Genomic DNA, 13281 nt, shown 5'->3' with positions numbered 1-13281 from the left:
AAATCGTCGGGAAGTTGACCTTAAGTCGAAGATGGGGAGCGTTGACGATTGTCGGTTTTCGAACGTCGAGACTTTCATTAACATCACCCTGCATTCGGTTTGATCGGCAAACGCGAAATTCTTTCGCGACTTGTAAGGGGATGGCGATGTTCAACGAGTTCAAGACTTTCATAGCCCGCGGCAACGTCATGGATCTGGCGGTCGGCGTCATCGTCGGCGGTGCCTTCGGTCTGATCGTAAACTCACTCGTCAACGACATCATCATGCCGATCATCGGGGCCTTCGGCGGTCTTGATTTCTCGAACTATTTCCTGCCGCTGAGCGGCAAGGTCACGGCAACCACACTTGCCGCCGCCCGCGAGCAGGGACCGGTGATCGCCTACGGCAATTTCATCTCGGTCATCCTCAACTTCCTGATCCTGGCATGGATCATCTTCCTCATGGTCAAGGCCGTGAACACGATGCGTGAATCGTTGGAAAAGAAGCCGGAAACCAAGGCTGAAGCCGCGCCGCCGCCGGCCGATATCCAGCTGCTCACCGAAATTCGCGATCTGTTGAAGACCAGAACGAACTGACGGCGAGCAGGGTGCTGTCCGGGGATAGTCGCGGAACATCACCCATCACCGGAATCGATCCCAGCCTCACGCTTTGTCATGAGATTTTCCCTCCGTGATCGGCTATGAACGGCCAAAACGGAGAAGCCGAAGCATGTCTTTTGTCGCCAGCCTCAGCCCGCGTGCCGTATCCGCCCCTGAAAGCGGGATCGTAGAGATATTGAACTACGCCCGCGGACGCGAGAACCTGTTGCCGCTCTGGGTCGGCGAGGGGGACCTGCCGAGTCCCGACTTCATCAACCGTCCGGCCGGCGAGGCCCTGCTCGCCGGCGAGACCTTCTACACCTGGCAGCGTGGTATTCCCGAACTGCGCGAGGCTCTGTCGCGCTATTACGCCCGTCATTTCGACGTCTCGCTTTCGCCGGAACACTTCTATGTCACGGCGTCCGGCATGCAATCTATCGTGCTTTCCGTTCAGGCGCTCACCTCGCCCGGCGACGAGATGGTCTTCCTGACGCCGGCCTGGCCGAACATCGTCTCGGCAATCGAGATCGCCGGCGCCCGTGCCGTCGGCGTAGAGCTCTCCTTCGGCCAAGGGAGCTGGTCGCTCGACCTCGAGCGACTGGAAGCGGCAATCACGCCGAAGACCAGGGCGATCTTCGTCAACACGCCGTCGAACCCGACGGGCTGGGCGGCGAAGAGGGAGGATCTGGCCGCGATCCTGGAGCTTGCCCGCAAGCACGGTATCTGGATTCTCGCCGACGAAATCTACGCGCTCTACTATTATGGTGCAGACGCCCGCGCTCCCTCGTTTCTCGACGTGAAGGATGTGGACGACCGTATCATCTTCGTGAACTCGTTCTCGAAGAACTGGTCGATGACCGGCTGGCGCGCCGGCTGGATCGTCGCGCCTCCGGAGACGGGGCAGGTCTTCGAAAACCTCATCCAGTATTCGACATCCGGTGTCGCCCAGTTCATACAGCGTGGCGCGGTCGCCGCACTCGACCATGGTGACGATTTCGTTCGCGCCAATTTCGAGCGGGCGGCACGTTCGCGCGACCTTCTCTGCGACGCACTGATCGCCACCAACCGTGTCGAGACCCTGAAGCCGGAAGGGGCGCTTTACGCCTTCCTGAAAATAGACGGGGTGACAGACAGTCGTGCGGCCGCGCTCGACATCGTCGACAAGACTGGCGTCGGCCTTGCTCCGGGAACCGCCTTCGGCAAAGGCGGAGAAGCCTTCCTCCGCGCCTGCTTCCTGCGTGATCCACGCCAGATCGAAGAGGCGGCCGGCAGGCTCTGCGACTATATTCTCGGTCGTTGACTCCACGGGGGACCGCTCCGCTTTGCGGCTGCGAAAAGAATTTCGCCTTTGACAAAGTTCGGTACAGAATTGCCTCTAGGAACGGACTTCGTCCGATGCGGGCGCTTGTGCGGCCGTCGCCGCCACGTGTAGCGTTTTCCTGCGAATCAAGAGGGGAGTGGAACGATGGCGATACTGGTGACCGGCGGTGCCGGATATATCGGCAGCCACATGGTGTGGGCGTTGCTGGATGCCGGCTACGAAGTCGTGGTGATCGATCGCCTGTCGACCGGCTTCCGCTGGGCCATTCCGCCCCGGGTCCGCTTCTACGAGGGCAATGTCGGCGACCTTGTCCTGCTCGAGCGGATCTTCTCGGAGAACGCGATCGAAGCGATCATCCACTTCGCCGCCTCCATTGTCGTCCCGGAATCGGTCGCCGATCCGCTTTCCTATTATGAGAACAATACCGGTAACACCCGGGCGCTGCTGTCCGCCGCGGTCAAGGCTTCGGTGCCTCACGTCGTCTTTTCCTCGACGGCCGCCGTCTACGGCACGCCGGACAAGCCGGATCCGGTTCTGGAGATCGCGCCGCTTCGACCCGAGAACCCGTACGGCCAGTCGAAGCTCATGAGCGAGATCATGCTGCGTGACGCCGCGCGCGCCCATGGGCTGAAATATGCAATCCTGCGATATTTCAACGTCGCCGGCGCGGATCCCGCGGGCCGCTCCGGGCAGTCGACCCGCAAGGCGACCCATCTGATAAAGGTCGCCTGCGAGGCTGCCCTCGGAAAGCGCGAGAAGGTCGACGTTTATGGAACGGATTATCCCACACCCGACGGCACGGGCGTACGGGATTACATCCATGTCAGCGATCTCGTCGACGCACACCTGAAGGCGTTGGTATATCTGAGAAATGGCGGCGAATCCCTCACCGCCAACTGCGGGTACGGCCGTGGCTACTCGGTGCTCGAGGTGCTGGAAGCCGTCGGGCGGGTGCGCAGCGAACCGGGCAGCAGCAATGGCGGCCCGCTCGAGATTTCCTACAGGCCGCGGCGTCCGGGTGACGCCGCCTTCATCGTCGCCGACCCGACGCTTGCGCGCACGGCTCTCGGCTGGACGCCGCGCCATGACGACCTCGATTTCATCGTCCGTACCGCGCTCGACTGGGAGCGGCGTCTGGATAGAGGCGAAGTCCAGCAGCGGACCTTGGCCGAAAGCGCCTGAGAGCAGCCCTCGGCCGGCCGCGCGAGATCAACCGCCGATCTGCTGCGCCATCTGGTAGAGCCCGGCGCACCGCGCGCCGGACGCACAGAAGGCGAGAATCGGACCTTCGGTCTCCTTGAGCAGGGAGCGCAGTTTCTTCGCCTGATCCATTGGCACGCCGCCGCCGACCGGCAGGTAATAGGCGGGCAGATTGCTCGCCTTCGCGGCCTCCTCGATCGCCGAGAACTTCGGCTGGCCCCAGCCCTCGCCGTCGGGGCGCATGCAGATCACTGCGGCATAGCCTGCTTCGGCAACCTTGGCGATGTCGCTCGGCTTCAGCTGGCCCGAGACGTGAAAATTCTGGGTAAGAGGGCGGATATGCACGATACGGCTTCCTTTCAAGTGGTTGCGAAGGGAGAACTGCTCCGAGGAGCACTCGTCCGCTGTCTCGCAGCACAAATATAGTTGCATCTATATGTATTCAAGTGGAAGAGAGGCCGTCGCGGCAAAATGCCGGCTTTTACGGCGGCGATGCGGTGGCGCGTGCCGTCTTCCCGGCACCTGCCTCCGGCATTCGCCAGTGCCGGATGACGGCGGCCGGCAGTCGCGGTTCGCCGGTCTTGAGCGGTAGCCATCCGTCCGGAGAGAAATAGGCGCGTGTCCGTCGGACGAGCGGGTTTCGGCCGTCCGGCGCGAGGATGAAATTATAGCCGTTCGTGATCACGAAGTCGCGGCTGAACTCGACCGAGATTCCGAAGTGTACCGCGGAATAGTCGGCGAGTTGTCGCGCCGCATCGGTCGCCGGCGCAAAGTCGCTCCAGGTGGTGCGGTCGATGATCTTCGACAAGGTCTCGACGAGCCACGCCTGTGCCGTTTCTCCCGGCATGCCGGCCGGGGCGACGAGTTTCATGCGGACCGAACGGACCTCTCCCTGCGGCGTGCCTTTGGCGATGAAGAAGAGCGAGGCCTCCCCGCCGTCGGTGTCGGTGCCGGCGGCCGCAAATCGTGTTTCCGACAGGCACTCTGACGTCCGGCGATCATATTCGCTGGGCTGCCAACCGGGATTCTTGAGTCCGGCGCGGTTCAGCTCCTTGCATAGAGCCGGTCCGCGGACGCGGATTTCGCGGACGAAGGCGCCCGCCGCGGGTTCGATGAAATCGGTAAAGAAGTATCGGGGGATTTCCACCGGCACGGGTTCGAGCCGTCGTCCCTTGAGCGCGACGGGCGCCTCGGTCCCCGACGGCTCCGCAAACAGCCGGTCCAGTCCGTAGCGCCGCGCCAGCGACCGCAGATGGTACATGTCGTTCGCCAGCAGGAAGGTTGCGACGACCGCCGAAAGAACGACGATGAGGAGACCGAAGAGGACATGGCTGTTCCGCCTGGGGCGCGCAGGTTTTATGCCGACCTCTTTCCGGCTTGTGCGTCGTCTGTTGCGGTGCCGCATGCGGATCTTCTTTTTCGGTTCGGGCCGTTTATGGCACGGAAACGGGCGCTTGGCCTATATCTCTCCTGCAGCCGTGCGTTGCGGTGTCGACGGTGGTTAACGGTCTCGCCGGGAAAGGCCAAGTTTGGGCCAATACGACCCTCGCCGCTATCCGACATTGACCGCCGGATAGGGCATCCATAGGCAACCCGGATCGTAACCCACGAAGGATTGTCTCCATGCGGATGTCATGCCTCTTTCCGGCTGCCGCCGGTCTTCTTTGTCTTGCCTTGTCCGGTCCGGCGGGCGCTTCCGAGCTATGGAGCGTGACATCTCCGAAGGGATCCTGCCACATCTCCTTCGGTCAGGATCCGGTGGCCGAGGGCATCTTCGCAGTCACGCAACACGATTATGCCTGCCCTGAGAATCTCAAGGTGATCTCCGGATACTCGAAGAACAATGGCGACGGCACCATCATCTTCTATTCCACGGCGTCCGGTCTCGAACAGGTCGCGCGTGCCGACAAGGAGCAGCCCGGCATCTATGTCGGCATGACGTTGGATGGCGAGACCCTGCAGGTCGTGCACTCCGATGTGGCCGAACCGCAGCCGGAACTCACGCGTGAACCCGCCGCTGGCAAGGCCGGGTGCCTGCCCTACGCGGGAGGCGGTTGCGCCCAGCCGAACGACATCGGCGCGCCCGACGTCGCGGCCGGTATCACCTCGATCCACATGGTGACCCGCATGAATGTCCGCGCCATGCCCGGCACGGAGGGTGCCGTTCTCGGACGGGTCGAGGCAGGGCAATGCCTCGATATCGTTGGCTGTGTCGAACAGAACGGCACGACCGTCTGGTGCGAGGTCAAGATGAAGAGCTATCGCGGCTGGGTTTTGAAGCAGGACGAGCGCAAGGTCTACGCGCGTAATGCTTGCGGCTGAGCGCTCTCTGCCGAGGATCATTGGGAGGACGGCCGCCCCGCGAGAGCGGCCGCAATTCGCGAACAGACGTCAGATGTTTTCCGCGACCGCTTCACGTTCGCGCAGGCGCTCGACCCGGTTGTAACGGATCGATGACCACAGCGAGATGCCGATAAGCCCCGCACCGCCGAGCCCGGTGATGACTTCCGGGATGTGCAGCATGGTCTGGCAGTACATGATCACGGAGAGGATCAGGATCGCGTAGAACGCGCCGTGCTCCAGGTAGCGATATTCGGCGAGCGTGCCCTTTTCGACCAGCATGATCGTCATCGAGCGGACATACATCGCGCCGATGCCGAGGCCGATCGCGATGACGAAGAGGTTCTGTGAGAGCGCGAAGGCGCCGATGACGCCGTCGAACGAGAAACTCGCGTCCAGAACTTCCAGATAGATGAACGCGCCGAGGCCACCCTTCGCCGCTTCCGTCATCGTCCGCTGTGAGGCGTCGAGAAGGCCGCCGATCACTTCGACGGCCAGAAAGGTGACGAGGCCGTAGATCGCCGAGTAGACGAAAGTGACTGCCTCCGCCCCTTCGAGCAGATAGGAGAAGAGCAGGATCATCAAGAGAACGAGGCCGATCTCGATGCCCTTGATCGTTGCCGAGCGCGCCATGTGCTTCTCGATGACGTCGATCCAATGCACGTTCTTCTCGTGGTCGAAGAAGTAGGTGAGGCCCACCATCATCAGGAAGGTGCCGCCGAAGGCGGCGATCGGTAGATGCGCGTCGTTCATGATGCGCGCATATTCGGCCGGCTCGCGTGCGGCGAGGAGGAAGGCTTCGATCGGTCCGAGGTCCGCGGCAATGACGACGATCGCCAGCGGGAATACGATGCGCATGCCGAAGACGGCGATCACGATACCCCAGGTCAGGAAGCGATGTTGCCAGACCGGTGTCATATCCTTGAGCTTGTTGGCGTTGACGATTGCGTTGTCGAAGGAAAGCGATATCTCCAGCACCGCGAGCACGGCGCAGATGAAAAAGACCGTCGCCATTCCGCCGATCGTGCCGGAGGATTGCCAGCCGAGCCAACCGCCGAGCATGAGGCCGACGATCGTTACGATGAAAGCCCACTTGAAATAGTCGAGCATTCCCTTTTCGGAGGACGACGCGTTCATCGGCTTGCCCTCCCGCAGTGAAGATCAAATATGTGTTGCCCGAGGCACGCACTGGCGATGCAGGCATGCGGGTGCGGCATGGTCGAAATCGACATGATTTTTAAATCCGCCGGCTCATCTTGCTGGCGGTACCGACATCACGAGAGCGCCGTAAACTCTCGCCAGAGGGGCCCGGCACCAGAGGTTCGGCCGCGACGACCGGCAATCCGGGCCACGGGACCACGCTGTTTTCCACTGAACGGCCGGAGATCGTCAAGAGGCGATGCGGCTTCAGCGCAGTCGCCCTAAATGTAGGTGCTGCTGCACTGTTCGCCAATGGAGCAGGCGCATTCCACCTGCGGCATTTTCGGCAGACCTGCGGAAACGTGGATGCAAGGCAAATATTGGAATCGAACTGGGAAAACTGGTGCTGCTAGAGAGATTTGAACTCTCGGCCTCTCCCTTACCAAGGGAGTGCTCTACCCCTGAGCTATAGCAGCTTGCAGTGTCGGGCGCGGTGCGCCGTTCGAAGCGTGCGGGCCTATTGCCACAGGTTTTCGACGAGCGCAAGCCGCAAATTCGAACTTCCGTGCAAGATTTCCGGGCATACGGCGCGAACCCTTTTGGAACCTCGGGTTTTCCGCTATCAAGCGGCAATGACGAAGGAAACCACCGAATCGAGAGAAGGACGCGAGACGCCGGTTGTCGGCGAACCATCGCAGGAGCCGGGCCGGTCAAACGTTCCCTCAACGCCGAGAGCGGACGAGCGCAAGGCGCGCGCTGCCGAAAAGCTCAAGGAAAACTTGCGCCGTCGCAAGCAGCAACTTCGCGCCCGCCGGGCAGGTGCGGCCGACGAGACGGAAGGCTTGCCTGCCGCAAAATCGACCAACGACGATGTTTAGTGCGTGCCGGACCGCGTCGGCTGCCCGGCCGAATTGAACGCGGTCTTCTTTTCGTCTAAAGAGCGACGCTCTCGCGAAGGCGGGACCGAAATAACCAGAGAAAGGCGGGCGGCGCCCGTAGGATCATATGGATCGTATCAGGATTGTCGGCGGTAACGCGCTCAATGGGGTCATCCCGATTTCCGGCGCGAAGAACGCCGCACTGCCGCTGATCATTGCCTCGCTGCTGACGAGCGATACGCTGACGCTCGAAAACGTGCCCCATCTGGCCGACGTCGAGCTTCTCCTGCGTATCCTCGGCAATCACGGCGTCGACGTTTCCGTCAACGGCCGCCGTGAACACCAGAACGGTTCCTATTCCCGCACCATCCATTTCACCTGCCGCACGATCGTCGACACGACAGCTCCTTACGAGCTCGTCTCCAAGATGCGTGCGAGCTTCTGGGTCATCGGTCCGCTGCTTGCTCGCGAGGGTCGCGCGCGCGTCTCGCTGCCCGGCGGCTGCGCGATCGGCACGCGGCCGGTCGACCTCTTCATCGAGGGGCTCACGGCGCTCGGGGCGATGATCGAGATCGACGGCGGTTATGTGGAAGCGCGGGCGCCCAAGGGCGGCCTAGTAGGCGGCACCTACACCTTCCCGAAGGTGTCGGTCGGTGCGACGCACGTCATGCTGATGGCCGCTTCGCTCGCCCGCGGCAGGACCGTCATCAACAACGCTGCCCGCGAACCCGAGGTCGTCGATCTCGCTGCCTGCCTGAATGCCATGGGCGCGAAGATTTCCGGCGCCGGCACCTCCACTATCGTCATCGAAGGTGTGCAGGCCCTTTCGGGCGCCCGTCACCGCGTGCTCCCGGACCGTATCGAGACCGGCACCTACGCCATGGCGGTCGCGATGACCGGCGGAGATGTCGTTCTGGAGGGCACGGAAGCCGCCCTGCTCGATACCGCGCTCGAGGCTATTCGCCGGGCCGGTGCGATCGTTACTCCGGTCGAGAACGGCATCCGCGTGGTGCGCAACGGTAGCGATATCCGCCCGGTCGACATCGTCACCGAACCTTTCCCCGGCTTCCCGACGGACCTGCAGGCGCAGTTCATGGGGCTGATGACGCGGGCGAACGGCGTCTCCCACGTCACGGAGACGATCTTCGAAAACCGGTTCATGCACGTGCAGGAACTCGCCCGCCTCGGCGCCAAGATCACGCTCTCCGGTCAGACCGCCAGGATCGAGGGTGTCAGCCGCCTGCGCGGCGCGCCCGTCATGGCGACGGACCTGCGTGCTTCGGTGTCGTTGGTCATCGCCGGTCTCGCCGCCGAAGGCGAGACGTTCGTCTCCCGCGTCTATCATCTCGATCGCGGGTTCGAGCGACTGGAGGAGAAGCTCGGCCGTTGCGGCGCCATCGTCGAGCGCATCAGCGACTAATACCAAATCTCGATGATAAGAACTGCTTTCCGGTGACGCTTCCGGCGTTGCCTATTGCGTTGCGGCTCCCTATGTCGGAAGGGAAGATGGCAGGGCTGGAGCGTTTCCGGCCCAATCGGGAATAGGTGCTATGACGGACCTCAAGCTTCTCGCTCTCGACAATGACGACCTCGCCGTGATCTCGGCGCATATGCAGGACGCAGTCTTCAAGGTCGGCGACATCACCTATCTGCCGCGTACGCGCCAGTTCACGCTGGTCGCCAACCGCTTCGTCTGGGAGCAGGCCGAGCGCAAGCGCAGGAGTTTCGAGCGCAGGCGGACGATCCTGACCTTCAAGCGGGTCGAGGCGGTACGCTCGACCGGCGTGGACCGGACGAGGGCCGATGATGTCCGTTCGCTTCTCGCCGTTCGCTTCCGGCAGGAGGGCGAGGGGCCGGGCGGGGTCCTGGAGCTGGTGCTCGCGGGTGGTGGCACGATCGCCCTTGAAGTCGAATGTATCGAAGGACAGCTTGCAGATACCGGCGCGGCATGGGAAACCACGCGCATGCCCGGTCATCCGGGTTGATGTCGGACTCGAGGGCGGGTCCAGGAGAGGGGTAGCAGGACGTGGCAATCTGGCTTGAACAAGGAGCCGAGGATTTCGAGGAACGGTTCGCCGCCTTCCTCACGACGAAGCGGGAGGTCTCCGCCGACGTCAACGACGTGGTGCATGCCATCATCGAGGACGTCAGGGCGCGCGGCGACGCTGCACTCGCGGAGTATTCGCTCCGCTTCGACGGCGTCGATTTCTCCCGCATCGGCATGCGTGTCACCGAGGATGAGATCACCGCGGCGATCGCCAAGGTTGAGCCGGAAGTGATGGACGCGCTGAAACTTGCTGCCGAACGCATCGAACGCCATCACGCCCGCCAGCTGCCGAAGGACGATATTTACGAGGATACGCTCGGCGTCGGGCTCGGTTCACGCTGGACGGCGATCGAGGCCGTCGGCCTCTATGTTCCGGGGGGCACCGCAAGCTATCCGAGCTCGGTGCTGATGAATGCCGTGCCGGCGAAGGTCGCCGGCGTCGAGCGCATCGTCATCACGGTGCCGGCGACGGGCGGCGACATCAACCCGACGGTGCTTGCCGCAGCGCGGATCGCAGGGGTGACGGAGATCTACCGCGTTGGCGGCGCACAGGCCGTCGCAGCACTTGCCTACGGTACTGAAACGATCGCCCCCGTCGCGAAAATCGTTGGCCCGGGCAATGCCTATGTGGCCGCGGCCAAGCGTCAGGTCTTCGGGACCGTCGGCATCGACATGATCGCCGGCCCCTCAGAGGTGCTGGTGATCGCCGATGCCAACAACGATCCGGACTGGCTTGCCGCCGACCTGCTCGCCCAGGCCGAGCACGACCGCGGAGCCCAGTCGATCCTGATCACCGACGATCTGCCACTCGCCAAGGCCGTCGAGGCGGCCGTGGAGCGGCAACTGAAATCGCTCTCCCGCGCGGAGACGGCCGCCGCGAGTTGGGCGGACTTCGGTGCCATCATCCTGGTACCGGACCTTAAGGCCGCGCTGCCGCTCGCGAACCGCATTGCTGCAGAGCATCTCGAACTCGCCGTCGATGACCCCGATGCGTTGATGGCAGGGGTGCGCAATGCGGGTGCGATCTTCCTCGGGCGCCACACGCCGGAAGTGATCGGCGACTATGTCGGCGGTTCGAACCACGTCCTGCCGACCGCGCGCTCGGCACGGTTCTCCTCGGGCCTTTCCGTGCTCGACTTCGTCAAGCGTACCTCGATCCTCCGGCTCGGTCCGGGGCAGTTGCGCAGCCTGGCGCCGGCAGCGATCACACTCGCCCGCAGCGAAGGGCTTGACGCACACGCGCGCTCGGTCGCGATCCGGCTCAATCTCGAAGGCTGAGTGATGGCGAAGGGCGACTACCGGCTCTGCGACGTGATTCTCGACGAAACGATCGGGCGCTCGACGCCCGATGTCGAGCACGAGCGGGCAGTCGCCATCTTCGATCTCATCGAGGAAAATTCCTTCGAGCCGGTCGGCCATCCCGGCGGTCCCTACAAGCTCTACCTGTCGCTCGTCGACAGCAAGCTCGTCTTCTCCATCAAGACGGAGAAGGAGGAGGCGGTGGCAACGCACATACTCTCGCTGACACCGTTCCGGCGGATCATCCGGGACTACTTCATGATCTGCGAGAGCTATTACGAGGCGATCCGTTCCTCGACCCCGAGCCAGATCGAGGCGATCGACATGGGCCGCCGCGGCGTCCACAACGAAGGATCGCAGACCCTGATGGATCGGCTGTCCGGCAAGATCCGGATCGATTTCGATACGGCCCGCCGGCTCTTCACCCTGGTCTGCGTCCTCTATTGGCGCGGGTAAGCCCAATGACAGGCGCGGAGGAGACGAGCAAAGGGCTGAGGATGCCTGGCGCCATCCTCTTCATCTGCGGCATGAACGCGATCCGTTCGCCGATGGCGGAACTGATCGCCCGAAAGGTGCTGCCTCAGGGTGTTTACGTGGCGTCTGCCGGCGTGCGGTCGGGTGAGCGCGATCCTTTTGTCGACGTGGTGCTGGAGGAAATTGGCCTCTCGCTCGGCAGGCGCCAGCCACAGACGCTGGACGATCTGGAGGACGATTTCTTCGATCTCGTCGTCACGCTTGCGCCCGAGGCCCATCATGCGGCTCTGGAACTCACGCGCTCGTCGGCGGTCGAGGTGGTCTATTGGCCGATGCCGGACCCAACGGTCGCGACCGGCACGCGCGAGCAGATTCTCGCCGCCTATCGCGATGTCCGTGACCGCATCGGGCGGCGAATACAGGATGAGCTCGTGGCAGCCGCAGCACGGTGAGTAAGCACCTATTGAAACAAATTGCGAAAGCGCGATCTACAAGGTTCACAAAACCGCGGTGATTGTGTAGTTTCCGCGCACATTTCAGGGTCGCAGACGACCCGAAGCAACAGACAGAAAGACAACCCCTCCATGGCAAAAGAAGAAGTCCTCGAATTCCCCGGTGTCGTCACCGAATTGCTGCCCAATGCCACCTTTCGCGTAAAGCTCGAAAACGAGCACGAGATCATCGCCCACACGGCCGGCCGCATGCGCAAGAACCGTATCCGCGTTCTCGCCGGCGACAAGGTGCTCGTCGAGATGACCCCTTACGACCTCACCAAGGGCCGCATCACCTACCGCTTCAAGTAAGCTGTCGACTTTACGCAGACAGACGCCCGAGGACCCATGGACCCGACACAGAAGCTGATACTGGCCTCAGGTTCCCCGCGCCGCGTCGATCTCCTGATGCAGGCCGGCATCGAACCTGCGCGCCTGATGCCGATGGACCTCGACGAAACGCCGAAGAAAGCGGAGCATCCCCGTTCGCTGGCGCGCCGGCTGTCGACCGAGAAGGCGCATGCCGCCAATGATGCGGTAAAGGGCGATTTCTACTGGGACGGTTCCTACATCCTCGCTGCCGATACGGTAGTCGCAGTGGGCCGTCGAATTCTTCCCAAGGCGGAATTCATCGAGGAAGCGGCCTCGTGCCTGCACCTCCTCTCCGGCCGCGGTCACTGGGTTTTCACCGGCGTCTGTCTCATCACGCCCGATGGTGCCGTTCGCCACAAGATCGTCGAGACCAAGGTACGTTTCAAGCGGTTGTCGACTGCGGAGATCGAAGCCTATCTTGCCTCCGGCGAGTGGCGCGGCAAGGCGGGGGCCTATGCCGTGCAGGGACTTGCCGGCTGCTTCGTGCAGAAGCTCGTCGGTTCCTATACCAATGTCGTCGGCCTGCCGCTCTTCGAGACCACCCAGCTCTTGGCGGGTGAGGGTTTTGACGTCCAGGCGGCCTGGAAGGAGGGCTGAGGCGATGGCGGAAGAGACCTCCGGCAGCAAAAGCAAGGTCGAACCCTTGCGCAAGGCGCGGCCCTGCCCGGAATGCGGCCGGCCCTCGACGCGTGAGAGCTATCCCTTCTGCTCGGAACGCTGCCGCACGCTCGACCTTTCGCGCTGGCTCAAGGGCAGCTATGCGATCCCGGTCGCCGAGGACGAGTCCCGGGCGGATGACGAAAACCGCGACTAAAACCGTACCGGTTCGGCGGCGAAGCCTATAGAATTGCTTGATTTTCTGCGTTTGTAGCGAACTCGTCAAAAAAGTGCCGATTGGTGCTGGACATGGCCGAACAAGATGCTATAACCGCGCTCGCTCCGGGGGACAAAACGCCCCCGCCGTTCCTGAAAAGGACCGGATGGCTTGCAAGACGAGCCTGATGCCCGGATAGCTCAGTTGGTAGAGCAGCGGATTGAAAATCCGCGTGTCGGTGGTTCAAATCCGCCTCCGGGCACCATTTTTCTTCAGAAATGAAAATTTGACGTATCAGGTGCCGGCGTTTCACCTCGCTATCGCACG

Annotated in this window: 16 protein-coding genes and 2 tRNA genes; 14 read left to right on the top strand and 4 right to left on the bottom strand. The window is 62.7% G+C overall.

Going from position 1 to position 13281, the window contains the following annotated elements; all coding sequences use genetic code 11:
• Positions 1-146: 146 nt before the first annotated feature.
• The 3 genes from mscL (at position 147) to galE (ending at position 3081) form a co-directional block, all read left to right on the top strand.
• On the top strand, positions 147-575 hold the full coding sequence (gene mscL, locus H4I97_RS14470; protein ID WP_182305348.1) for a large conductance mechanosensitive channel protein MscL: 429 nt from the start codon (positions 147-149) through the stop codon (positions 573-575).
• Between the two features lie 133 nt (positions 576-708).
• Complete coding sequence (locus H4I97_RS14465) at positions 709-1878, top strand: pyridoxal phosphate-dependent aminotransferase (RefSeq protein WP_182305347.1); 1170 nt, start codon at positions 709-711, stop codon at positions 1876-1878.
• Positions 1879-2043: 165 nt separating this feature from the next.
• Positions 2044-3081 carry a UDP-glucose 4-epimerase GalE gene (gene galE, locus H4I97_RS14460; RefSeq protein WP_182305346.1) on the top strand — a complete coding sequence of 346 codons (1038 nt, stop codon included), beginning with the start codon at positions 2044-2046 and terminating at the stop codon, positions 3079-3081.
• Between the two features lie 27 nt (positions 3082-3108).
• On the opposite strand, the gene H4I97_RS14455 is transcribed toward galE, so the two are convergent.
• Together H4I97_RS14455 and H4I97_RS14450 are read right to left on the bottom strand one after the other, a co-directional pair.
• Positions 3109-3444, bottom strand: coding sequence for a protein tyrosine phosphatase family protein (locus H4I97_RS14455; protein ID WP_182305345.1), 336 nt, complete (start codon positions 3442-3444; stop codon positions 3109-3111).
• 136 nt (positions 3445-3580) lie between these two features.
• On the bottom strand, positions 3581-4504 hold the full coding sequence (locus tag H4I97_RS14450) for a DUF6030 family protein (RefSeq protein ID WP_182305344.1): 924 nt from the start codon (positions 4502-4504) through the stop codon (positions 3581-3583).
• 305 nt (positions 4505-4809) lie between these two features.
• Here H4I97_RS14450 and H4I97_RS14445 point away from each other — a divergent pair, with 305 nt between their 5' ends.
• A complete protein-coding gene (locus tag H4I97_RS14445) occupies positions 4810-5421 on the top strand; it encodes an SH3 domain-containing protein (protein ID WP_182305343.1) in 612 nt (203 codons plus the stop codon).
• A 69-nt stretch (positions 5422-5490) separates the two neighbouring features.
• Here the strand turns inward: H4I97_RS14445 and H4I97_RS14440 are convergent, their stop codons facing one another.
• Positions 5491-6576 carry a DUF475 domain-containing protein gene (locus tag H4I97_RS14440; RefSeq protein ID WP_182305342.1) on the bottom strand — a complete coding sequence of 362 codons (1086 nt, stop codon included), beginning with the start codon at positions 6574-6576 and terminating at the stop codon, positions 5491-5493.
• Positions 6577-6980: 404 nt separating this feature from the next.
• A tRNA-Thr gene (locus H4I97_RS14435) sits at positions 6981-7055 on the bottom strand.
• A 156-nt stretch (positions 7056-7211) separates the two neighbouring features.
• Here H4I97_RS14435 and H4I97_RS14430 point away from each other — a divergent pair.
• From H4I97_RS14430 to H4I97_RS14385, 10 genes are all read left to right on the top strand, one after another.
• Positions 7212-7457 carry a hypothetical protein gene (locus tag H4I97_RS14430; RefSeq protein WP_182305341.1) on the top strand — a complete coding sequence of 82 codons (246 nt, stop codon included), beginning with the start codon at positions 7212-7214 and terminating at the stop codon, positions 7455-7457.
• A 127-nt stretch (positions 7458-7584) separates the two neighbouring features.
• Positions 7585-8877, top strand: a complete 1293-nt coding sequence (murA, locus tag H4I97_RS14425; protein ID WP_182305340.1) for a UDP-N-acetylglucosamine 1-carboxyvinyltransferase — start codon at positions 7585-7587, stop codon at positions 8875-8877.
• Positions 8878-9007: 130 nt separating this feature from the next.
• The gene (locus tag H4I97_RS14420; RefSeq protein WP_182305339.1) at positions 9008-9442 is read left to right on the top strand and encodes a DUF2948 family protein; all 435 of its coding nucleotides are present in this window, start codon (positions 9008-9010) and stop codon (positions 9440-9442) included.
• A gap of 41 nt (positions 9443-9483) precedes the next feature.
• On the top strand, positions 9484-10782 hold the full coding sequence (hisD, locus tag H4I97_RS14415) for a histidinol dehydrogenase (RefSeq protein ID WP_182305338.1): 1299 nt from the start codon (positions 9484-9486) through the stop codon (positions 10780-10782).
• A 3-nt stretch (positions 10783-10785) separates the two neighbouring features.
• Positions 10786-11259 carry a UPF0262 family protein gene (locus tag H4I97_RS14410; RefSeq protein ID WP_182305337.1) on the top strand — a complete coding sequence of 158 codons (474 nt, stop codon included), beginning with the start codon at positions 10786-10788 and terminating at the stop codon, positions 11257-11259.
• A gap of 5 nt (positions 11260-11264) precedes the next feature.
• Positions 11265-11729 (top strand): arsenate-mycothiol transferase ArsC, encoded by a 465-nt coding sequence (locus tag H4I97_RS14405; RefSeq protein ID WP_182305336.1) that lies wholly within the window; start codon positions 11265-11267, stop codon positions 11727-11729.
• A gap of 132 nt (positions 11730-11861) precedes the next feature.
• Positions 11862-12080, top strand: a complete 219-nt coding sequence (gene infA / locus H4I97_RS14400) for a translation initiation factor IF-1 (protein WP_004435948.1) — start codon at positions 11862-11864, stop codon at positions 12078-12080.
• 36 nt (positions 12081-12116) lie between these two features.
• The gene (locus H4I97_RS14395) at positions 12117-12737 is read left to right on the top strand and encodes a Maf-like protein (RefSeq protein WP_182305335.1); all 621 of its coding nucleotides are present in this window, start codon (positions 12117-12119) and stop codon (positions 12735-12737) included.
• 4 nt (positions 12738-12741) lie between these two features.
• Positions 12742-12954, top strand: coding sequence for a DNA gyrase inhibitor YacG (gene yacG / locus H4I97_RS14390; RefSeq protein WP_182305334.1), 213 nt, complete (start codon positions 12742-12744; stop codon positions 12952-12954).
• A gap of 189 nt (positions 12955-13143) precedes the next feature.
• A tRNA-Phe gene (locus H4I97_RS14385) sits at positions 13144-13219 on the top strand.
• Positions 13220-13281: the final 62 nt, after the last annotated feature.

Source organism: Ciceribacter thiooxidans, from assembly GCF_014126615.1.
Taxonomy (GTDB): Bacteria; Pseudomonadota; Alphaproteobacteria; order Rhizobiales; family Rhizobiaceae; genus Allorhizobium; species Allorhizobium thiooxidans.
Note: the sequence above shows the minus strand (reverse complement) of the source record. Positions and strands in the feature narration are given on the sequence as shown.